The 22,410-nt window shown below is 43.3% G+C and carries 22 protein-coding genes; 13 read left to right on the top strand and 9 right to left on the bottom strand.

Annotated features, from left to right (window positions below; translation table 11 throughout):
• The first annotated feature begins 313 nt into the window (after positions 1–313).
• The 4 genes from BUB30_RS35935 to BUB30_RS08840 all read left to right on the top strand — a co-directional run bounded on the left by BUB30_RS35935 (position 314) and on the right by BUB30_RS08840 (position 2,631).
• Positions 314–361 (top strand): SEC-C metal-binding domain-containing protein, encoded by a 48-nt coding sequence (locus tag BUB30_RS35935; protein WP_143164917.1) that lies wholly within the window; start codon positions 314–316, stop codon positions 359–361.
• Between the two features lie 238 nt (positions 362–599).
• Entirely contained in the window at positions 600–920 is a 321-nt protein-coding gene (locus tag BUB30_RS08850) for a Pycsar system effector family protein (RefSeq protein ID WP_073132869.1), read from the top strand.
• Complete coding sequence (locus tag BUB30_RS08845; RefSeq protein ID WP_073132867.1) at positions 917–1,903, top strand: adenylate/guanylate cyclase domain-containing protein; 987 nt, start codon at positions 917–919, stop codon at positions 1,901–1,903. The genes BUB30_RS08850 and BUB30_RS08845 overlap by 4 nt, the downstream gene beginning before the upstream one ends.
• Positions 1,904–1,905: 2 nt before the next feature.
• The gene (locus tag BUB30_RS08840; RefSeq protein WP_073132865.1) at positions 1,906–2,631 is read left to right on the top strand and encodes an SEC-C metal-binding domain-containing protein; all 726 of its coding nucleotides are present in this window, start codon (positions 1,906–1,908) and stop codon (positions 2,629–2,631) included.
• 329 nt (positions 2,632–2,960) lie between these two features.
• Here BUB30_RS08840 and BUB30_RS08835 read toward each other — a convergent pair whose 3' ends face one another.
• The 4 genes from BUB30_RS08835 to BUB30_RS08820 form a co-directional block, all read right to left on the bottom strand.
• Complete coding sequence (locus BUB30_RS08835) at positions 2,961–3,728, bottom strand: hypothetical protein (protein WP_073132863.1); 768 nt, start codon at positions 3,726–3,728, stop codon at positions 2,961–2,963.
• Positions 3,729–4,278: 550 nt separating this feature from the next.
• Entirely contained in the window at positions 4,279–5,994 is a 1,716-nt protein-coding gene (locus BUB30_RS08830) for a hypothetical protein (protein ID WP_073132861.1), read from the bottom strand.
• Between the two features lie 32 nt (positions 5,995–6,026).
• The gene (locus BUB30_RS08825) at positions 6,027–7,112 is read right to left on the bottom strand and encodes a DUF4297 domain-containing protein (protein ID WP_178377057.1); all 1,086 of its coding nucleotides are present in this window, start codon (positions 7,110–7,112) and stop codon (positions 6,027–6,029) included.
• A gap of 153 nt (positions 7,113–7,265) precedes the next feature.
• Positions 7,266–7,988 carry a hypothetical protein gene (locus tag BUB30_RS08820; RefSeq protein WP_073132857.1) on the bottom strand — a complete coding sequence of 241 codons (723 nt, stop codon included), beginning with the start codon at positions 7,986–7,988 and terminating at the stop codon, positions 7,266–7,268.
• 447 nt (positions 7,989–8,435) lie between these two features.
• On the opposite strand from BUB30_RS08820, the gene BUB30_RS08815 reads away from it, so the two are divergent.
• The 3 genes from BUB30_RS08815 to BUB30_RS08805 all read left to right on the top strand — a co-directional run bounded on the left by BUB30_RS08815 (position 8,436) and on the right by BUB30_RS08805 (position 10,126).
• Positions 8,436–8,654 (top strand): DUF7695 domain-containing protein, encoded by a 219-nt coding sequence (locus BUB30_RS08815; protein ID WP_073132855.1) that lies wholly within the window; start codon positions 8,436–8,438, stop codon positions 8,652–8,654.
• Positions 8,655–9,427: 773 nt separating this feature from the next.
• Positions 9,428–9,586, top strand: a complete 159-nt coding sequence (locus BUB30_RS35105; RefSeq protein WP_178377056.1) for a hypothetical protein — start codon at positions 9,428–9,430, stop codon at positions 9,584–9,586.
• The gene (locus BUB30_RS08805) at positions 9,587–10,126 is read left to right on the top strand and encodes a GNAT family N-acetyltransferase (protein WP_073132851.1); all 540 of its coding nucleotides are present in this window, start codon (positions 9,587–9,589) and stop codon (positions 10,124–10,126) included.
• A gap of 664 nt (positions 10,127–10,790) precedes the next feature.
• Here the strand turns inward: BUB30_RS08805 and BUB30_RS35100 are convergent.
• Both BUB30_RS35100 and BUB30_RS08800 read right to left on the bottom strand, forming a co-directional pair.
• The gene (locus BUB30_RS35100; protein ID WP_178377055.1) at positions 10,791–10,958 is read right to left on the bottom strand and encodes a hypothetical protein; all 168 of its coding nucleotides are present in this window, start codon (positions 10,956–10,958) and stop codon (positions 10,791–10,793) included.
• 142 nt (positions 10,959–11,100) lie between these two features.
• Positions 11,101–11,352, bottom strand: a complete 252-nt coding sequence (locus tag BUB30_RS08800; protein ID WP_073132849.1) for a hypothetical protein — start codon at positions 11,350–11,352, stop codon at positions 11,101–11,103.
• Between the two features lie 671 nt (positions 11,353–12,023).
• Between BUB30_RS08800 and BUB30_RS08795 the strand changes: the two genes are divergently transcribed.
• Both BUB30_RS08795 and BUB30_RS08785 read left to right on the top strand, forming a co-directional pair.
• A complete protein-coding gene (locus tag BUB30_RS08795; RefSeq protein WP_073132848.1) occupies positions 12,024–13,133 on the top strand; it encodes a choice-of-anchor V domain-containing protein in 1,110 nt (369 codons plus the stop codon).
• A gap of 530 nt (positions 13,134–13,663) precedes the next feature.
• Entirely contained in the window at positions 13,664–14,260 is a 597-nt protein-coding gene (locus BUB30_RS08785) for a class I SAM-dependent methyltransferase (RefSeq protein WP_073132844.1), read from the top strand.
• A 174-nt stretch (positions 14,261–14,434) separates the two neighbouring features.
• On the opposite strand, the gene BUB30_RS08780 is transcribed toward BUB30_RS08785, so the two are convergent.
• The gene (locus BUB30_RS08780) at positions 14,435–15,157 is read right to left on the bottom strand and encodes a Crp/Fnr family transcriptional regulator (protein ID WP_178377054.1); all 723 of its coding nucleotides are present in this window, start codon (positions 15,155–15,157) and stop codon (positions 14,435–14,437) included.
• Positions 15,158–15,297: 140 nt separating this feature from the next.
• Here BUB30_RS08780 and BUB30_RS08775 point away from each other — a divergent pair, with 140 nt between their 5' ends.
• From BUB30_RS08775 to BUB30_RS08760, 4 genes are all read left to right on the top strand, one after another.
• Positions 15,298–15,561 (top strand): hypothetical protein, encoded by a 264-nt coding sequence (locus BUB30_RS08775; RefSeq protein ID WP_143164821.1) that lies wholly within the window; start codon positions 15,298–15,300, stop codon positions 15,559–15,561.
• A 116-nt stretch (positions 15,562–15,677) separates the two neighbouring features.
• The gene (locus BUB30_RS08770) at positions 15,678–16,934 is read left to right on the top strand and encodes an aminotransferase class I/II-fold pyridoxal phosphate-dependent enzyme (RefSeq protein WP_073132841.1); all 1,257 of its coding nucleotides are present in this window, start codon (positions 15,678–15,680) and stop codon (positions 16,932–16,934) included.
• A gap of 22 nt (positions 16,935–16,956) precedes the next feature.
• Positions 16,957–17,205 carry a hypothetical protein gene (locus BUB30_RS08765; protein WP_073132839.1) on the top strand — a complete coding sequence of 83 codons (249 nt, stop codon included), beginning with the start codon at positions 16,957–16,959 and terminating at the stop codon, positions 17,203–17,205.
• Positions 17,206–17,280: 75 nt separating this feature from the next.
• On the top strand, positions 17,281–18,144 hold the full coding sequence (locus tag BUB30_RS08760; RefSeq protein WP_073132838.1) for a sigma-70 family RNA polymerase sigma factor: 864 nt from the start codon (positions 17,281–17,283) through the stop codon (positions 18,142–18,144).
• A 1,466-nt stretch (positions 18,145–19,610) separates the two neighbouring features.
• On the opposite strand, the gene BUB30_RS08750 is transcribed toward BUB30_RS08760, so the two are convergent.
• Both BUB30_RS08750 and BUB30_RS08745 read right to left on the bottom strand, forming a co-directional pair.
• Positions 19,611–20,753 (bottom strand): hybrid sensor histidine kinase/response regulator, encoded by a 1,143-nt coding sequence (locus tag BUB30_RS08750; protein WP_073132834.1) that lies wholly within the window; start codon positions 20,751–20,753, stop codon positions 19,611–19,613.
• 452 nt (positions 20,754–21,205) lie between these two features.
• On the bottom strand, positions 21,206–21,823 hold the full coding sequence (locus BUB30_RS08745) for a hypothetical protein (RefSeq protein ID WP_073132832.1): 618 nt from the start codon (positions 21,821–21,823) through the stop codon (positions 21,206–21,208).
• Positions 21,824–22,410: the final 587 nt, after the last annotated feature.

Genomic DNA, 22,410 nt, shown 5'->3' with positions numbered 1-22,410 from the left:
CACATATGGATTAAGGCGCGAAGTGTATTTTTCTCCCAACTGCTACCAGCGGCTTTGCGAAATTCAGCCAGCCTTTCTTTCGCTCGACACAAAGCGGATCTCAAAATCAGTCCTCAGCGAGATTGGCGACCAACAGTCGTTTATCTACTGGTTTGGCAACATGCATTTCTTCTTTGATGTTTTTCCATCCGAAGGCCTCGTCGGCGAATGACTTCAATTTGACAAAAAATCAATTTTAACTCCGGGGAGAGAATCGACAAGAAAATTAACTTACTCAAGCTTTCTTCCTTAATTTTCCGAATGACCAAACTCCATGAGTATATGTGGCGCTGACAAAAAATACAAAAAATGCCACATGTGATCGGTTGAGGTTCTTAAGGTGGAGATTCCGAGGTTGTTGACCACTTTGTTTCGTACGCCAGTGACCACAACATTCCGGACCATCAAACAATTTATTCCGCGAGGAACTGACCATCTTTTGCATTGACTATCTTGAAGTTATGTCCCAACACGACTGAACCTATGCTTACTTAACTTATGGTGATCATACCGTCACGAAATCAAGTGGTCAAGGGGGTCGGAATCTCCAGCATGCTAACATGGCCGTGATATTAACAGTCGGATTAATCAACATTCTTTTCACTGTCTGGACGTCGATTCCTTATTTAAAGAAAGGTGGTGATTCGCTTCTCTACTTCGGTAACATCGCCACGATGGATATAAAACAATTTGATATCAAGTCTTCAAATGAGACGGAAGACGGAGGCTTGGCAGATCTTCGAGGGCAGGTGCATGTCCTCGCTCGCGGGCTGCACGCAAAATTCCGCTTCTTAAAGATCGCAGGCATTCTCCTCCTGATTCAGGCCGTCTTCTTTCTCCCCTTAGTAATCTTAATTGTAACTAACATCAAACATCAATGAAAATATACGAAGAATACGTTTCGGCAATCGCCGACGCAATGAAAGCCGATCCGAAACATCGACCAATCAGCGAACAATTTTCGAAAGGCTTTACCTACGAAGCGCTGAACAGGCGACTTCCTAAGAATCAGCTTCAGCCAAGCCTACAGGTCCTTGCTTCACAATTTGGGGTTACGCCCGACTTTCAACAAAAACTCGGAATGCACCCGGATTTCGCACACCTCAAGTCTTCGGCCGGCAGCACGGAGAAGCACTACATTGTGTCAATGTTTGTGGACATCAAAGGCTCAACAAACATGTTCCGCAAGTATATCCCCGAGACCGTGCTCGTTATTACTAATACCATCCAGCGCGCGGCGATTCACACTTGCCTGGTTCTCGGTGGCTATGTGCACAGACTACAGGGGGACGGCTTGTTTGTGTACTTCGGAGGAAAGAACATGTCCATAAAAGAGGCCGTGAAGCGTTCGCTCGTGTTTTCAAGCATCTTCACCTACTTCGTAAAGACTGATATTAAGCGGCTGTTCAACGAACAAGATATCGACGCCGTTTTCACCCGCATTGGAATAGATTTAGGCTACGATGAAGATGTCCTTTGGTCCCTGGCAGGCCTCGGTGAAATCAGTGAGGTGACGACTTGCAGTCTGCACACTAGTCTGGCGAGCAAAATGCAAGCTTACGCGGAGAGCAACGGAATAGTCGTTGGCGACCATATCGTTAAGGAAGCGGTTGCGCCCCCTAATTTCTTTCAACCAGTGTGTCAGCGGACGAAATCCGAGAACGACCGCTACATTTTCCAAATTCCTGATGAACAATTCAACTACACCCAGCATGACTTTGCGTGGCTTCTCTTTCTGAAGGCGCAAAGCTTTATCGCTACGGATTTGTCGGGTAATATACAAGTGAAGCAGAAACCGATCGAGCCGCTTAACACCGCGAGTCTAGCATCGATCGCATCAACAAACCGCCCTTATTTCCCGTAGGCATGATGCGGTTATCGAGGTTTGAACGGGACGTTAAGACTGCCCAGGAAGTATTCCCAAAATTGTCAATTAAATCTTCCAGCCCAGAGGGCTGGAAGATAGGCGGCGAGATTGATGTCTGTGACGCGGACGGCAATTATTGGGACACTTTCCTAATCGAGGTCCTGTTCACGAAGATGTATCCGCACTGTGTCCCGCTGCTGTTCGAGACAGGTGGCAAGATTCAACGCCACATCGACTATCACATAGATGGTGACGGCTTGTGTTGTGTCGACATAACGCACAAGTTACTATATCGTTCTAAAAGGGGGCTATCGGTAATGAATTATCTCCGAGAGTGGGTATATCCTTATTTGGCGAATCAGGTATACCGGGGGACCGGAAGTACCTATGCTGGCGGAGAATATGGGCATCACTTTGCTGGTGTCCGTCAATTCTATACAGAAGACTTAAAACTGTCGGTCGAAAAAGCGGAAGAGGTCCTCCGTGCGATCGTTCAGAAAAGGGATGTAGGCAGAAATGCAAAATGCCCTTGTGGAAGTGGCGAGAAAGTAAAACGTTGCCATGAGGAAAGCATCCTTTTTCTAAAAACATTGGATCGAAAGCTGTTGGAGTCTGACTTGGAGAAATTCAGCGATCTTAATACAGCGGACGACGAGGTTAAGCCCACGCCCTTGCCAGGGATAACAAATTCCGCGTACGATTGCCCGGGCCTTAAGATCTTGTAAAAATGCATTATTTCTTAACGACCCAACTTTTTGCCAGCTGGAGATTCCGGGCCAGGCGACCACTTTATTCCGTGAGGGTGTGATCACCATGAGTTATTTAAGCTAGGCTAAATCGCATTGCAACGTAAGTTCAAGACAATCAAAACGAAGGATGGTCAGTTCTTCGCGAAATGAATTGTCCGATAGTACGGAATGTTGTGGTCACAGGCGCACGAAACGAAGTGGTCAAGGGGGTCGGAATCTCCACACAGACGTACGAAACAAAGTGGTCAACCACTTGGAATCTCTACCTACACCCCGCGCAAATTTTTATAATTTTTCAGAATGACCTATTTGAAGAAAGTAATGATTGCTATATAGGCAAACACTAAACCTATTGCCCCGATCAAGTTTTCAATTACCGACCTCACAACTCCGTGTTCTTTGTGATATGTCTGGTATAGTCCATGGGCTATAAAGATTTCGATTAGTCCAATCATTATCCAATCGATTTTATGAACGTGGATCAGGGACATGTTTAGTGAGGTGAGAAATAGAAATAGAAAAATGTACTCTCGTTTTTTAGGCGCTATAAAATCGTTATCGAAAAAGTGTTTCAATTGGGCAACCTCTTTTTTGAATTCGGTTGAATTGAAGTCCAATGTTCTGTGAAGGGCTTTGTTAATGTCTTCGTTGCTTTTTTTGTCCTTTAACAGTTCGCTTATTTGATGTCTGTACTTCTCAATATCATAGTTGGCAGCGGCAAGACGTTTTTCAACGTCATCTTTTTGTAATTGACATCTCCATAATTCGTTGTCCTCAGCAGTTATATAGAGCCTTAAATCTATCAACACCGTCTCGCAGAAACTGATAATATCCCTCAAACAAAATACTAGGGTTAAATCGGTGGGATTTTTTTGAACTTGAATCAACTGTTCGTTTTTGTGCCGTGGGTCTGGATAAGTCAGAATTAATAGATCAGCGGCTCTTTGATAGTAAGGCAAGGCATCTTCAAAAAATCCTCGTATCTGTGTTCTAGCCTGTAGTTCCTTAATGTAACGTTCCCAGGCGTTGATGGCATCTCTATACATCATTCTCCTACCGGGCTGTATCTCCATAACTGTAATTATATAAGTGAAACCTTAAAGTTTTCAAGGTAGTAAATTTTGACCACAGCCGATAAAATAAATAAGAATAGAGCCGAACTAGAAAAAGCCACCGACCTACAGTTAAAGCGTAACCTGGAATACCCATTTCTTAGACCAATGCGTTTTGTTTCCCAATGCGAAAAACGACGACATGGTAGATACTTTGCAAATGGCTGTTTCGACTTTGTTAAGTGGCACTGGTGGAAATTCCGAGGTGGCTGACCATCGCGTTTCGTTTTGCATTGACCATTAGTTTCCCAGACGCTTGACCACCAGATTTCGGGTCCAATTGATCACTCACGGCGTTGATAATCAAGACGCTCTTAAGTTCGAGCAGCATTTATTCAAATGATAATTTTGAGTGGTCATGCGCTGGCGGAATGAAGTGGTCAAGGAGTCGGAATCTCCACTGTAATGGCTACTCGTGTAGAACGTTCGTGCTTACTAAATAGAAACATCCAAGGAAAAGTAGGAAGACTAGATCCCGATAACCTTTCATCTCTTAATTGATACTATATGATTAAAATAGTTTGAGCGACCCGGAGTTGGCATCGTCATTATAGGCTTTTTCTAGCAGGAGCGTAACATCTGAATTTAAATTGTCGTATTGATCTTCCCGCAATAAACTATATTGGTGTTCGAATTTCATGATGGTGCCGGGAATCTCGACTCCATGTAAGTCAGCCACACCAAGTATTAATTGACAGTCAGTCGGACTTTCGGTTTTGATAAAGTTTAAGAGTTTATCAAGACGAATTTTATCTTGATCCTGCTGATTTGGCGAATCAATGACCATCGGTGCGAATACTGCTGATGAATATTTTCTCATCACCGCAAGAATAGCGTAGTAGTATGCAAGTAAAGCTCTTGGCATATCACTGCCTTGGGCTTTTATGTTGCTTGATATTTTTGAATAGGCTTTTTCACTAAGCTGCACATCAAGTTGGTGCAGATACTTTCGCATGTTTGCCCGATAGTCTTCTGTAATGGTTGTCCGACGCTTCTTGTCTCCGAGGCCTTTGATTTTTTCATTCAGAGTATTGATTTCCATTTGTTTTTCGACCTGTGTGCGAATCACTCCATCAAGGCTTTGTTTAAATATTGATTTAAGTTCATTTTTCCCCTGACTGTTTATTACATCCCTTAAAAGAATTTCACCTTGTCTTCTATCTAATATTGCCTGTATTTCTTGAATCTCATTCAGTGTGTTTGAATGTTTGTCGTTCTCCATTGTAAATTTCAGATCGACATTGAGCCGTTCGGATTCGAGTTCGACTAGCATCTCTGCGCAACGCCCCTCGTCCATCGCAATATCGAAGCGGGTAGCGAAGTCGTTTTCATACACGGCGCCACAGATGGGGCACCCGATCTCGTCCGTTAGGTTTGACGCAAATTTGTAATCTAATCTGGCTTCGCGCATCGCGCTCTGAACAAGCGAAATTTGGTGTTGGATTCTTAATTTGTCATTATTTAGGTCAACAAGATTATCCTTTAACTTTTGTTCCTGAAGTTGCAACCGTTGGCACTTGCTTATCAGATCATTTATTTCCTCTTTAAATATTTCAATGTCGATATTGAAGTCAGCTTCGCTCAGCTCGTCATTCAATCTTCCCGCCATGCCTTTTAATATCCGTTGTTCAGCGTTGAGATTAGAAAGTTCGTCTGTAGCCTTGCTGAGAATGGCTTTGGCAACGTAGTATTCGTTTGGTCGAATTCCTGTGTGATATTCGGCCAAATCATTTTTGAATTTCGGGAATTGCTGCAGCTTTGTAAAGGATGACCAATTGCTTGTCCAACTTGTGTCTTGATCCATGTAGTACGGCAGGAAATAAAACGCAGTTGGTGGAATGACCCCTTCCTTATTTCGATTACTTAAAATGACTTTGAAGTCTAAAAGTTCGGCTAGGAATGGCCCCAGCTCGTTGGTTACACTCGTAAAGGTTTTGATCAATTCAAAGGTTTCATCAAACAACGCGAAGAAGCTCTCACGGCGGAGCAAGTGGAACTCGCTACCGGCTATGTCAAAATGAACTACACTGATAACTTTTGCCTCCCTCCAGCGAGCATCAGTCGTTGGTTCTGCACCGAAGGTCCAAAATAAATTCTTAATGATTGAAGATTTACCGGTATCATTCGTTCCTGTCAGGATCGTTGTCTTTGGATCGAACACGACTCGAATCGCCCTTCTTTGAATCTTTGAAACGAGAGTTATCCCGATGAAAGATAATTTCTTCATTATTTTTTTTTCTTAAATTTCTGATGAGTTTTTTAAAGCTTCCGCTCTTCATAGTATTCAATCAATATCATTGCGGTTAGAAAATGTTCAGTATTAGCGACGTCAAGGCACAGTTCCCTTTTGACGGTTATGATATACCCCATCAGTGAATCAGCGTTGTTGCCTTTGTGTTTGTTGAGCGCTGTGTTTATGTTAACTCTCAACTGTTGGATTGTCAAATTGGCCTCATCCATTCGTAGAACTTCGTATTCTTTCCATCGGGTGCCGATCTCTTTACGAATTGAGAAATGCACACCTTCGGAGGTCAGGACTTGGGACACCTCCGTCCACCTACTACTTAGGTCCGCGTAACTACGATTACTATTAACTATTTTGTCAAGAAACTCCTTCGTTATTGCCTTGTATCTTATGATGTTCTCATACCCGTCAATATTCCATTCATAGTTGTTTTTGGCCCTGATCTGAGCAGCAATAGCTTGTTGAACGGCCTTAACTTGAAATTCCTTTACTCCTCCAATGTGTTCCAGAAATTGCAAAACGTACGATACAGCATGGTTTTCATGATCTCTTACGCTTAGGTCCGTTATGCTGAAGTGGGTAGTGGCTTCGTACGGTACTAGCGTAACGCTCTTATGTTCTAATTTCAACTTATCGGCTACTTTTCTGCGCTCGCCGTCTTTCAATTCATTTAGACATATTTTCGGAGAGTTTAAGCTTCTAGGAATTGAGCTAAGGTCAAAGTTAAATTTCGCATTCGATATGAAATTCACGGACTTTGCATGATCCTTAAAGGTCTTGGTTGAATCATACATCCTGCCTATGATCGACAAAAGATTCTTTTTCTTTGATTTGCGGGATCGTAGAAGGTCGGACAACGACCAAGTTCCTGGATCTTTTGTTTTGATTTGATAGAATTCAATGGCAGAAGGATTGCTAGCTGAGTCTACGATGGCTATGTCATCATGATAGTCGAATATCATCACGTAGTCCTCGCCACCCTTATGGAGTTCAAGCAGCTTACAAAGTGCCCAGGTTAGCTGGAATCCCGTTCGATTTGAGTTGGTTGAGCCGCCTCGATCTCGCGGTTTATTACTATTCAAGGTTACCTTAAGTGTCATACGAAACCGAGGATATACGTTGATGGATGGGGCATCGCTCACTGATAAGTTGCCCATGGGCCAACGAGTTGTATTTAAAAGTAAACAGTTTCCTGCTAACTCCCTAACGCGTGATATCGCGGATTGCAGTGATCGTCTGTTGAGCAAGGTTCGTCATCCTCTGGTCGTGACGCTAAAATCGATATCGGCGAGGATTTTATTCATGAATTCTTCGAAACTTCGATTTTCCAATTCTCGATTTTCTGACTTTGCGAGAAGTTTTCGCGTCGCACTACGAGTAGGACGGTCTACTTTTTTTGACAGTTGAAAAATAATGTCCTGGAGATCATTGACCATTTCCGATATTACCTTTGGACTAACCGTCTGCATGGCTTTATCAAACTGGCCACCTTCGCCTAGTTCTCCGGTAAGTTGCGATATGGATTGTTTCGTCGTTTCAGATAGATTGTTCAATAGATTTTGAATTCCTTGACGTCCCTGCAAGCGGTATGCTAGAACAGGGTCAATTTCCGACAATCCCTCGACGGTCTTTGAATAGTTTGAGCTAAGAGCACGCAGGTCCTCTTCGGGAAGGATTGACCTGTTTTTTGCGATCAGTGTCAGTAATGGCGAGATTGCCTGAAAAAACTGTTCATCGGATATATCGCTCGGTAATTGAGTTGCGAGTTTTTTCCTTAAGAAGGGAGTATTAGCCTTAAATGTTTTGTGGATCCCTGTCAGAAATCCAAGTTGGTGTCTTACTTCAAGCAAATAAAAAATAGTTTTTTTTATACGCCTTCGGTCTTCACGGTTTACTTTGAAGAAGTCACTTAGTTGGGATAGGGCCCAACCTATCATCAGGGTGACGACTGGCAGATACTGCTTTAATAATTCCATAAAAATGTTGTTTAGCACTGTGATGAAAAGTTAGGGGATTGTCAAACACAACGAAATGACCAGCGAATCAGATCCGATGTTGCCTCTGCCTTTCGTCACAAAATGCCAGAACAAATTTGGCTGAAAATGTTGCGGTGCAATTTGCGGACAAATTAGTTGAGAATAAGAATATGTTTTTCTTAAGGTGTTGATTTACAGCTAGTAAGAATCAAAAAAAGGAATGGCGGTCACGATTTTGAGTCGTGCGCTTGTTGTTCATTTTGTTTACAATAGAGGATAACAACGCCCCACCTGATGCCAAATTCGCTATTTTTCCCGCCGTGTGAAATGTACACAGGGAGTTTGCTGGTTCTAGCAGGGCAGTTGATGTTTTCGTTATTCGCGGGGTAGTAAAATGGCAATATTGCGGGAGTTAAAGACCAGCATTAAAGACTGTAAATCAGTATTATGAACCTCATACGCAACGCGGCGAAATGTAAAAGATGCGGGGATGTCGTTGAATCGAAAAGATCGTATCATTTCGCGCAATGTACCTGCAAGTTACTTGCTGTTGATGGTGGATTGACTGGCGCAAGAGTTATAGGTGGTGAGGCGTATTATGAGATTCTTTGGGAATGGGCGACCATAGACAACCCTGCTGAAGTGAAAATCAAAGACATTCCATAGTACGCTATAAATCAATACGTTAAACTCGAATTTGTATAATTAACCTGATAGGTTAATATGGGCTGATGATGCCGCTTTTTGCCCGCTGTCAACAGTTTGCTCCGGATTTCATTGACCCTTACTCCGGACAGGGGTGGTCAATCACACTGGATTCCCCACTCAAGTAAAGCACTTGGTTGAAAATACACCAAGCGTTGTGGATATAGACTGGATGACGGAGGCCGACCAGCCCGAGTACCGCTTTGAGGTGGATAAAAAAAAGGCGATGCGTTATGGCGTGGCTCCTGCCCAGGTGTGGCCACCCTCAACGCCACACTATCGAACATGCCGGTTGGCTGCATTCATAATCTGGTATCCTTCGATCCCGGTAAATATGTACTGCAACTTAGTGATGCGGAGAAATCAAGCCGTCGATGATCTTCGGAATTTCCACAGCCTCATGAGGAGCCGCATCCATCATTCCGTCGGAACGGACAAGGCGAGAGACTACCGTATGTCCCAAAAAAGGTGATCACGGACCAACGAAATAAGGTGGTCAATCATCACGGAAGTTCCAGGTTAGCTCACTTCAAGGAAATCGAAATCTTCAAATTACACCTTGTATTGCGGGAGGCCAATATGGGCTGTCCTGAAAATGGCGTTTTTTTACTGAAAAAGGCATTTGTCGATCTTGAAGATGGTAAAGGAATACTTAGTATTGGTGGAATTAATTGATTTCAAGATAGTGGAGGTGGCGAAACTTTCTTAAATTTGTTGTCGTTTAGTCAGTGATTATGGCAAAACCAATTAAAGAAACACCAGTTTTAAAGGGCAAGGATGCTGAGATATTCGTTGCAAAGACGAGTATTGCTCAAGTAATCCGCCTAGACGCTAACAAACGGGCAAAAATCCGTGAAAATTTTGCCAGTTTGCAGGCCATTGCTAAGTTCTAAATGCCTTTTCCTGCAGGATCGTCACTTATCCGACTTAGTCAGGATTATCAATTCAAGCCCTTCAATTGCGGCGATATAGATTTAAATGATTTTCTGCTAAATGATTCAAAAAGCTATGCGCGCAAGCTCCTGGCTGTAACGTATATACTGGAAAATGAAGCTGAACTGATAGCATTCTTCAGTTTGTTAAATGATAAAATAACAGTGCAAGATGTAGACAGTGGAAACCAGTGGAAAAAGCTGTTTAAGCTCGCAACAGGTAAAAGTTTCAATAGCCATCCGGCAATGAAAATTGGCAGGTTAGGAGTTTCAAATACTTTTAAAGGGCAAGGAATCGGAACTATCATCCTGGATTATATAAAAGAGCTATTCATCACTAACAATCGAACTGGTTGCCGCTATATTACAGTTGATGCTTATGGTGCCTCTCTTGAATTTTATAAGAAAAATGGATTCATTTTTCTTACCTCAAAGGACAAGGGTCAGGATACAAGATTAATGTATTTTGATTTAATGACTTTGGTTGAAGATTTCGCGTAGGTTGACCACTTCTTTTAGTCAGCCTGTTACCTCCTAATTTCGCCGCCAAGTGATCACAAGTTCCGTCATCAATTGACCATTGTCTCCAGTGGTTTTGAAGCAAATCTTTCTTTAAAGGCAAGCAAATTCGAGGCTCGGTAGTAATTCAATAATCTCTTCATCTCTCTTCAGGTTCGCCTCGACCTAAAATGGAAATACTTTCGGTTATCGTTCTTCCTTTTCCTACCCTAAGCTTATGGGTTATTTACCAGCTTTAAGGGGCTTTCTTAGGTCAAGAACAACGGTAACTGTAAACGTCTGTTAATGCGGCTTCCAGGTTGATATTTTATAAGTAAAATTTGCCCCGCTGTCAACAAAAATTACACGGAGCCCCGCATTTGCCCAGCAAAACGTGAACTAAAGTGAAGAGATGTGAAGTGGAGATTCCGACCCCCTTGACCACTTGATTTCGTGACGGTATGATCACCATAAGTTAAGTAAGCATAGGTTCAGTCGTGTTGGGACATAACTTCAAGATAGTCAATGCAAAAGATGGTCAGTTCCTCGCGGAATAAATTGTTTGATGGTCCGGAATGTTGTGGTCACTGGCGTACGAAACAAAGTGGTCAACCACCTCGGAATCTCCACTTTACACAGTTACTTAGTCGTTAATCGACATATCCAATCAGATTTTAGCTTTTTTTAGAATCTGTTCGGCACGTTTTCTCATGGCCTCCAACTTAGACTCAGGGATCCTAATATCTTGATTCCTTTCAACGAGCTCCATAAACCGGATAGCAGAATCACCCGTAAGGGTTGGAATAGTTTTAATTTCTAGAGCCTTAGCTTTCATGTCTCAACCACTTTCGTTAAGGTAAAATTGATATAAAAGTTGCCATTTTACAAAGGCGACGGAAGGGTAAAATTGATGCAGGTCTAAGCAGATGGATCGCAATAAAATGTTCCTGGGCTGGTGAACGATTGGGTGGAGAATTCTATTTCATTCTGTTAACAATCTCCTTCCCCAAATCAAAAGATTCTCCAATTAATTTCTCATATAATTGATCACCTTTGTCTCCGTTTGTAAAGACAACGATTCCCCTTTTTGATTGAGGAAGGAAGATGGCAATTGTCTTGATTCCCGGATTGCCACCTGTATGAAGCAGAGCGTATTCACCATTGCTTAAACCTTTAATAAGTGCATAATGAAAGAATAATTGAATTAAACCTAAAACTTGTATCAACATTAAGGCCACCTAGTGTCTTTCTAAAATTCTCCTTAAGACCAGTAGTAGAATTGTACTACGATAAATAGTAGAATTGTACTAGTGACATTTTTTACACTATAGCAGACCCGATTCGCTTAGAAAGACGATTCGTTTTTTGAAACTCATTATTAACGTCACTTCTGGGGCGACATTCTAACGCTTCAATTATTTTACATGTCTTCGTATGTAAGTTAGGGTTTAATGGAATACTGGTTTGTTAGTTTAGTGAGACCATTTGGCTATAGAAACCATGCCGCGGAATTTATGACTGTAACACTTGAAAGTAGAAGTGTGAAAAATTTAATACTTTACATTGGAATATCGACGCCACCAAGTCTAAACTTATGATGCCCTTCACTGGAGATTCCGAGTTGGTTGACCACTTTATTTCGTGTGCCTGTGACCACTACATTCCGTACTACCGTATAATTCATCCCTCGAGGAATTGACCATCCATTGGCCTTGAACACCTTGAAGTTATGTTCTAACAACAGTTAGTTTTACGATTGCTAACTAATGGTGATCACGCCCTTACGGAATAAAGTCGTCAAGCGGGTCGGAATTTCCATCCATGAATTTACCTAAATTTTACATGAAGGCATTCGCTGGAAACTGAATTTGTATAGTTTTGCTTTGTAAAACTCTCTGTAATGAAAAACTCTCTGTTAACCGTTGTTGTGGTGGTCTTCATCATCGCGGATCTAGCCTTCACCTTTTCAACCAGCGCGCCGCCCGCAGCAAACGCAAACGATCCGGGGAACGACAACTGCACGGCGTGCCATACTACCTTTCCATTGTCGACTTCGGGGGTCCTTTGGAACAATATTCATCTCACGTCTACGGTACCCCTAAGCCAGTTCGCTCCAGGCACAAACTACACGCTTCAATTGTCGTTTGCCGATGCTTTAAGATCAAAGTATGGTTTCGAGCTGGTGGCCCTGCCCTCGGGGGCCGGACCTGGCGACCCGAGCATTGGTAGCCTGACGGCCACCAGTCCGCTAACGGTGTTGCAAACAAGCGGTGGCCGCGAATATCTGAGTCATTCCCCGAGTGGCACGTCGGCACCCAGCAACACCAAAACATGGACCTTCGATTGGGAGACGCCATCAAACTACACCGGCGATGTGGATTTTTTTATTGTTATCAGCTCAACCAACGGTGATGGCACCAGCGCCGGCGACAGGACGTATGCAAGAATATTTTCGTCATCGGTCGTGCTTCCCATAACACTCCTTTCATTTGAAGCCACTCCCTCCGAGGGTAAGGTCCATTTAAAATGGGTGACAGCCTCCGAAGAGAACAATCAATTCTTTACCGTACAACGAACGGTTGACGCTAAAAACTTTGTCGATCTTGACACCGTGGCTGGCGCCGGCACCACCAATGTTGCGCGATCATACGAGTGGGTTGATCACGCGCCCTATGGTGGCAATAGCTACTACAGGATCATGCAAACCGACTACGACGGGAGGTTCACGTATTCAAAACTGGTTTCCGCAAAAATTGATCTTGAGAGTGATCTGAGAATATATCCAAATCCGGTAGGACGAGAAACGCTCACGATAGAAAGCGCCGATCCCGGTTCAATACTTGAACTGGTCGATATCCTGAAGAACTTCACAGCCTTAGATCTGAGTGCTGCGAAAACAGACCAACCCTCTCCAAACAAAATAACGCTTTCCAATTTGGCAAGTGGTTTTTACGTGATCCAAGTCCGTGTCAATGGTGTATTGATGAGCGGAAAGGTGGTTGTTCAATAAGGACATCAAGGTTCAAAACGCATGGCCTCTGCGGATAGCAAACGTCGAGTGTGACACCCTTAAGAAATAACGTTTGCCCACTGGTTTTTTCAAGCTAATTATTTGCTACTGCCCGTAACCGTTTAGGATCATTCTTTCTTTCTGAAAATGACCTCGCATTGCTTGACCAGGTAAGTCGCCATTGTGATTTGAATAGTAGATTGTTCACTGTAAAAAAAAATCTCTGTTGTGGCCGTAAAATTGGAATGTCAAAACTTCCAGATCGTTCCAAAAACCAGGCGCTCATCTACACGGAGTTGGGAGGCAACTCCAAAATCATTGAGGATCTAATTACCTATCCGCTTGTTTCCAATCTTCAGGGCACTCCAGGCATTAAAAGTATCAGGCCTTCCTCCGTGTTCGGCATGAGGTTCATTTTCGTTATCTTCAAGGATGATGATTGATTTTGATCAATGCGCAAATTGAGATGTATCAAGGGACAAATCACGGATCAGTCCTAGCTTTGATTACTTTCAATAAGCAGCCGTCACATGATCTTCGAATTCATTCGTTTAAATATTGATATAACCGACGAAGATTTTAACGCAATCTATCCCCAGAATATCAGCAGTTTGTCCCCGAAACATTGGACACCGGTTTCTGTTGCCAAAACCGCATCCGAGTTCCTGGCCGGAATGCCGGGTTCAAGGGTATTGGATATTGGCTCAGGAGCCGGTAAATTTTGTATGGTAGGCGCTGCCAGCACCAAGGGCCAATTTACGGGCGTCGAGCAACGGTCGGATTTGGTAGAATTATCCCGAAAACTTTGCTCCTCCTATGACATCACCAATACCAGATACATCCATGCCAACATCACTTCCGTTGATTTCAGGGACTTCAACGCATTCTATTTCTTTAATCCGTTCTTTGAAAATGTTGACCTTGCCAATAGGATCGACGACCGGGTCCAACTTGATCCCCGGCTCTATGATACCTATTCCATGCACACTGTTGAACAGCTTGCCGGTCTTCCGCTGGGGGTGAGACTGGCCACTTACCATAGCCCCTTCTCGATTGTTCCTCAAAGCTTCAGGTTGGTGGATGATCTTTACAACGGTGCCTTGCACCTTTGGGAGAAAATATTCTGACCATCATACTAAACAAAAAGACAACTAAGCCAGATGTTCAAAAAAATGAAGAACCTATTCCGTCAATACCGGGATTACATCCGCGTGGACCTCATCTTGTACGGTGTATTACTGATGATGATCCTTGTTTACCTGATCCTGACCGTACTGCAAGTCTTTTGATAGCGACGGCGCTCAGAGTTTCTTTGTATTTGATCCCATCAAATTGGCTTCCTTCACCAGTGCTTTCCGGTCAAGGATGCGAATAGTCTTGTCCGTTTTCTCAATGAGCCCCGCACGCATAAATTCCTGCAAAAGCCTTACGAGTGTCTCTTTGGCCGTCCCAACCATATTGGTCAGATCGGTTCGGGAGAGAATGATCTCGTTCCCTTCATGGGGTAGGTCCTTATTTTTGAACTTTTCATCCAGGATTAGAAGATTAAATGCCAGGCGTTCCTTCACGGACTTCGTGGCCAGGTTGGAGATGCTATTGGCGAAAAAACTGAACTCATGGCCCAGTGCTTTTAACAGCGCGTTGGAAAAGGTTGTGGAGCTTCGAAGGACCTTCAAAAAACCATCTTTTGGGATAAAGGTGATCAGCGAAATTTCGATAGTAGCCGCCGAGTCCATGTAGTACTCTTCACCCAGCAAAGCATGGTAGCCGAGAAGTTCTCCTTGGCTACAGAGGTAGAATATGTGTTCATTCCCTTTTGGGTTGGTCTTGTATTTTTTCACCCTTCCGGCCTTGATGTAAAATATTCCGGTTGGAATGCCCCCTTCACGGAAAATGATCTCCCCTTTCTTGTATTCATGCGTGACCCCAGATCCCATTAATGAGTCCTGTTCTTCTACAGTCAGGACTTCAAAGAGTTGGTCTGTTTTGAGCCGGAAGTTCTCGGACAAAAAGTTTCTAAGCATGGTTCGCTGGTCTTGCGGCAATTTATTCCAATATATCAATATTCTCATTGACTAAAGTCAATGGAATGGTTGACTATGTTCAACATAAAATAAGGAAATGCGGCATAAATTGCAGTCGATATATTAGAGAAAATGCATTTATGGAAGCTTTTTGCAACGAAATTGTCGCGGAGATTAAAGCAGCCAGAAACGAAACTGAACTGATCAAGGTGATTAGTCATTCAATGTCCCAGCTCCGGATAGACCGGAATTCCTATAACGAAACCGGTTACATTATGAATATGATTGTTTCCCTCGGGACAACGGAAGCCTCTGGCTTGTCGTCAGAAATACAGAACAACCTCAAACTTGCTATTGCCATTTTCAGAGAAATCCAGAAGGAAAACCGGGAGCGCATTTGCTGATCAATGCAAGAGTCAATTCAAATTCCTTTTAGGGCCTAAGCTAGCTCGATCGATCGATACGGTTCTGCCATCTATTATTTGCCCCCGTGAGCATAATTTTTAATACGACAGAGTGAATGAAAGATTTATTTGAAAAACTACAGATGGAAACGGGGCCGCTCGCCAAGTATGCCCATTTACCCGAAGACTATTTTTTCTTTCCCAAACTGGAAGGGGACATTGGGCCCCGGATGTGGTTCAACGGAAAAGAGGTACTCAACTGGAGCCTCAACAATTATTTAGGATTGGCCAATCACCCCGAAGTAAGGCAGGCCGATGCTGAGGCGTCCATTAAATATGGTTTGGCTTCGCCAATGGGCGCCCGAATGATGTCCGGAAATTCAGTCCATCACCTGGAGTTGGAAAGGCAGTTGGCCGGATTTGTCATGAAAGAAGACGCTATGCTTCTCAACTATGGATATCAGGGTGTTTTTTCCATTATTGACGCGCTGGTCGACCGCAAGGATGTCATCGTGTACGACGCGGAATCTCATGCCTGTATCATTGATGGCGTCCGCTTGCACATGGGCAAACGTTTCGTTTTTCCCCACAATGATATGGGAGGTCTGGAAAAACAATTGCAGCGTGCAACCAAGTTAGCCAATGAGACCGGTGGGGGAATCCTGGTTATAACAGAGGGTGTTTTCGGAATGTCCGGCCAGATGGGCGACCTGAAAGGGATAGTTGAGATGAAAAAGAAATATAATTTCAGGCTTATGGTGGATGACGCGCATGGGTTTGGAACCATGGGCGCCACCGGTGCCGGTGTTGGTGAAGAGCAAGGCGTTCAACCCACGATCGATTTGTACTTCGCGACCTTTGCAAAATCGATGGCCGGCATAGGTGCCTTCGTCGCGGGCGATAAGAGCGTGCTCAAGTACCTTCGCTACACCGTGCGGTCACAGATCTATGCCAAGAGTTTACCCCTTCCAATGGTCATCGGCACGCTGAAGCGCCTGGAACTTCTCAGGACAAAGCCGGAGCTGCGGGCTAACCTTAAAAAGATCATGAAAGCCATTAAATCGGGTCTGAAAGAAAATGGTTTTAACGTCGGTGATTCACAGACCCCACCCACACCCGTGCTCTTTAAGGGCGGTGTGGGCGAGGCTGCCAACATGGCCATGGATCTGCGAGAGAATTATGGGATATTCTGCTCGGTAGTAATTTATCCTGTTGTGCCCAAGGGTGTTATTATGTTCAGAATTATTCCAACGGCTTCCCATACGCTATCCGATGTAGATGAAACCCTGACCGCATTCAATGAGCTAAAGGCGAAGTTAGACAGTGGTTTCTATCGCAAAGAGGAACTGGTATCGGTAACCAAAATGGCTTAATACTTTATTCACCGAAGACCCTATGCTGCATTTCAGACAAACCGTTCTCAGCCAGATCAAGTCGGCTTCGGACGAGAAAGAGATCGAAAATATCATTCGCCATTCGATCCAGCGGCTGAAGTCCAAGAACATCAATGGCCATATCATTCAGCGATTCATCCAGGCCATGGATAAGACCCTCGATCAAGCCAGGTTGGAGGATACTTCCGAAAAAGCGGAACAGAATATGGACATCGCCATCGGTATGTTCCGGAAACTTCAAAGACCATAAGAAGCGCCTACAAAGAGAAGGGCCGAATTATTCAAGCGGTTATAGTGTTTATTCCAAAAACTCGGAGAAAGAACCATGAGGCAACTTAAAATCACGAAGCAGATCACTAACCGCGAAACCCAATCGTTGGATAAGTATTTACAAGAGATCGGGAGAGTTGACCTTATTACGGCCGACGAGGAGGTGAAACTGACTCAGCGTATCAAAGCAGGTGACCAGGCCGCCCTTGAAAAGATGGTAAAAGCCAACCTCAGATTTGTAGTCTCCGTAGCCAAGCAATATCAAAATCTCGGCTTGTCTTTAGGGGATCTGATCAACGAAGGCAATATCGGGTTAGTGAAAGCCGCCATGCGCTTTGACGAAACGCGGGGCTTCAAATTCATTTCCTACGCAGTATGGTGGATCCGGCAATCGGTCATGCAGGCCGTTGCCGAACAGTCCAGGGTTGTCCGGATTCCTATGAACAGGATTGGTTCTCTGAACAAACTCAACAGGACATTTTCCGCGCTGGAGCAAAAATTCCAACGCGACCCTTCCGCTGAGGAACTTGCCGAGGTTCTGGAGATCGCACCGGAAGAAGTCAGGGATACCGTGCAAATGGGAACCCGGCAAGCTTCTATCAACGCCCCCTTCGTACAGGGAGAGGAGAACGGTCTGCTTGACATATTGGAGAATGATTCGGAGGAGACACCGGATTCAACGCTGATCAGTAATTCGTTACAGCAGGATGTGCAACGTTCCCTTGCCACGTTGACTCAAAGGGAATCCGATGTCATATCGCTTTATTATGGCCTCAATGGTCGGCCAGCCGTGACCCTTGAGGAGATTGCAGACATGTTCAACCTTACCCGTGAACGTGTAAGACAAATAAAGGAAAAAGGTATCCGCAGACTCCGGCAAACTTCAAGGAGCAAGGCATTAAAACAGTACCTTGGATAATATTTGATACAGTCTATTTGTAGAGATCTCGCCGGTAGGGAGAAGGCAAAGAAGACGGCCGATGAATAAAAGCATTTCAACTGGAGCTGCTAGTAGCAAAGCTATATATAGAAGCAGTATTTTTTTCAAATCATCCTGTCCAGAAAAATGATAAGAACAAGGTTAAATAGATGGCTATTTACGTTTTTAATTTCAGACGTTGAATCGAACGCTCAATGACATTTTCCATCTCTTTCTCGTCCGAAGCCGATTTGATCTTGCGGAGAAACAGTATGTCCGAAATGCCGCATTGATGCGGTAATTGATCAGGAAATGTGTTCCGATTTTTCCTTCTGGAATTGCCCGAAAATAGCAATTGCAAGCTTAATGTTGTGGCGGGTTTGCAAAGAAAGATTTGTTAAGTCAGTGTTTCGAAGTGAGAGAATTATGCTTATGATGTAACTGAATTCATGATTGGAATTTTTCACCAGCCGGAGCCGTGACATAGAATAGCTAATAACTTTTATTAATTCACCCTCGTTTTCTGCAGCCTTGATCGCAGTTATCACTTGATCACAAAAGGTGTCCATAAAAAACCTCGATTTAGTATAAATTGAATGCAAATTTAGGCCGTCTTTGACTAATTGAGATTGAAAATAATCAATTAGAACATTGATTAAAGTCAATGCTTTGATGGGAGGGATGTGTTGCAGTGAAAAGCTGATTCACAAAGGTGGTAATAGTGCTTTGATCGTACATTCACAAGGCGTATTGTTTGCGTTCCTGGTGGCATCGCAGGTTGCTTACTACCTGATGGATCAAAGGACTAACTCGTTTTGCTAACGGAATTTCAAACTATAAAAGTGACAAAGGCCATCCCGTAGGCGAAATTGGAAAATGAATAGCGGACATTGGAAATAATACAGGTTGGATTTTTTTGCCGGCATACATTCCCTTTGTCAAAAAAAAGCTAAGTAACATACATGTCCTCTAATGTCTAGTTGGCTTGTGTTATATTTAGCCCCGAAGGGCTAAAGTCTAACGTATGGGTCCTTATCTTTGGTCCTTTAAAAACCCCGGATTGAAAGTCGGGGTTTTTCTATTTTTTTGAATTAGCCCGACTTTCTTGCTGATTGGAGATTCCGGGTAGTTGACCATTTCATTTCACGAGCCAGTGTGGAGATTCCGAGGTGGTTGACCACTAGGTTTCGTACTCCTGTGACCACAACTTTCCGGACCATCGAATAATTTATTCCACGAGGGATTGACCACACCTCGTATTGACTATCTTGAAGTTACGTCCCAACACCATTGAATCCATGCTTAACTTACGGTGATCACACCCTCACGAAATGAAGTGGTCAACCAACTCGGAATCTCCACATAGAGTAGTTGTTAATAAGTGACTATGAAACAGTCGAACCCTTGTGCCTCTTTCTTATCAACTTATAGCGTTGTGCAGCGAAGACCTCGTAAAGCCCTTGAGGCTATTGGGTATCATAGATCTGTTTGTTGATCACATTTGGAATTATCAAATGGAACGCAGTGCCTTCTCCAAAGATCGATTGTACCTCAATTGTCCCACTAAGTTTTTTTGTCATCTCCATTACAATGTATAAACCAAGGCCCGCCCCTTCACTTTTTTCGGTTGCCCTAAAGAACATTTCGAAGATTCTAGGAACAAGTTCTTCTGCTATGCCGACACCATTGTCTTTAAAAAAAATATGCATAGTGCTTTCAGTTATTTCAACTTCAATTGCCAACCTCGATTGGGTTTTGTAAATGTCGCGATACCGGATAGCATTGGATATGAGGTCATCAAAAATAGCCCCCAGGCGATGGCTATCGGAGTAGAAGGCTATCTCATCGTTGCGAACGGAGATTTCTTTTTTTACTTGGTCATATCCCTCAATAAATTCTGAACTCTCCAAAGATATTTGAATGATCGAAGCAAGATCAACCTTTTCAATATTGATGTCGCTGCGCGCATTGCGGGAGTAATCCAGGATTTCCTTCAGCGTGGCATCCAATTTCCGAATGCTCTTTTCCATCATATCGAACAGGGGTTGAAACGAATCATCTTTCTTGCCATCCTCGAGACGTCCAATGTTTACGAGTCCAAGAACGGATGTTAAGGGGGCTCTTAGATTGTGCGAAACGCTATAAACAAATTTATCTAACTCCTCATTGATTTTTACAAGTTCCTTGTTTTGTCGTTGCAATGCTCTCTCCGCTTCCTTTCGTTCTGAATCTGCCTTTTTTTGTTTGAGGGCGTTGACTATGGCGGATGAAAGTCTGGTGAGGTTTAGTTTCAACACATAATCATCGGCTCCTAGTTTAAGACAGCTGACAGCGAATTCTTCCGACATGGTGCCGGTAACAAGAATAAAGGGAATATTCAGACCCTGCTTCCGGCAAATCTTCAAAGCTTCCATGGAATTGAATTGGGGCAAAGAATGGTCTGATAAAATGACATGCGGGCCATACTCTTGCAAGGCATTGACAAACAATTCTTGAGAGTCTACTTGCACCATTTCAAATTGAATGCCGTCCTTTTTAAGGGCGTGTTTTATAAGAATAACATCGTCTTGAACGTCTTCGATAATCAGTATTCTTAGGACTGTATCCATGGTGATCAAAATTAAGCCATCATCAAGATTTTGAAACCACTGTGACAGAGAACTGGACAGCGGGGTTATAAAACTTCGAAGTTCAGAAAATAATGAAAATGCGTGCTGGCCAGGTATTTAGTGCGGAAATTTGTTTAATACCACCCAATACAGCCCCAAATCAATGACGGTCTGTGCGAAATTGTCAAATTCCACCGGTTTGACGATATAGTGGAGATTCCGGGACCTGTGAACACTTTTTTCCGCGAGCCTATGATCAATCCATTCCGCGGGTGCGGTCAACTGATTCCGCAATCAATTGACCACTTGCCTCGTTGGCTACTAATCAATTGCAATCTATGTGCCGTCTGGAATCCTAAGTTAACTTATCACTGCTCACACCTCCGCGGAATTAGGTGTTCACGGGTAGCAGAATCTCCAGCCCCCTCTTCCCGGAATGGGCGTGCCCGATTTCATTTTGTATATAAAGCTGTCAGAAAATCTTCTCTTAATGTATTGTCAATCCTCTTATAGCGAGGGATTAGTCGAGTCTTTGAGAATCCAGGAATTTTTACGGATGATGTTCTACTTGTATACTTAGCTGAACCCGGGTCATATGTTTCCACCTTATAGATTAATTCAATTTCTTTACCACCCGTATTCTCGGCCCAAATATTAGAAGATAAATTTTCCTCATTGTCCTTTGTTATTTTAATTAATGTTTCGTCAAAAAAGTACTTTTTAAAAGTAATGGCGTAATAGAAGTTACATGGTAACCCATCGCACTTTGTACTAAGTGTCACACTCTCTCCATAATTGTTTATTTTCGGTGTACCTTGATTTCTATCGTTTGGATAACACCAGCCACACCCTGATTGTCCGTCAGGCGAATAATCAACACTTATAGCATAGTATCCGTTTTTTGGGAAGACTGTTTGATTATAGAATTTGGGGTTGCTGGAACTTGCTCCAGTGTGTACAAATCTGACATTCTCTGTATAGGTTTCCTGCGCGAATGAACCGATAGATGCAAATAGAAAAACTAGGAAAGTAATCTTAATTGCTAATTGAAGTACAAGTTTTGCTTTCATATTTGTTAGGGTTTTATTTGTGTCTACAGGACTAAAGGCATGACTCTCATATTTTTTAAAAACTTTCTTGAAATGCGACATCGGCTAACAGCCTTAGGTCTTTCTTCTTTTTATTTTTTCACTTCGCATTCGCTCTGTTTGCCTGAATAGACTTCCTTTGTCATACGCAAGTATCTGTCCGCCGTACGTTAAACTTGAGTCGTTAGATCTCCCTATTGTTGTTCATTGGATTAGGTATCCCATGGTTTGTTTTCGGAGTTCTGATTACGGTTGGCTACCGCTCCCATTCGACAATCCACTTCTCCGACACTTGAAGTTCTACAGCCGGCTTCGTAGCCCTCTTAAGAGTTTCGCTAATTACAGTACAATCATTATAGATGGAAGAGTTTCCGAAATTGACATAAAGAAACCCATCATCGTGTTTCTTGCGAAACAGCGCGATGGGCTCCATTCACTTAATATAGGAAACAACCTACCTATAATCAAGACTTAACGCGTATTATTTTTTTTGAATAGGCGACGCTAAATAGTTTAATGGATTGGATATACTTAACTAGTTCCTCATCCTACCTCCAGCTTATCCTTTA

Origin of the sequence: Chryseolinea serpens (assembly GCF_900129725.1) — a bacterium.
GTDB classification, from domain to species: domain Bacteria; phylum Bacteroidota; class Bacteroidia; order Cytophagales; family Cyclobacteriaceae; genus Chryseolinea; species Chryseolinea serpens.
Note: the sequence above shows the minus strand (reverse complement) of the source record. Positions and strands in the feature narration are given on the sequence as shown.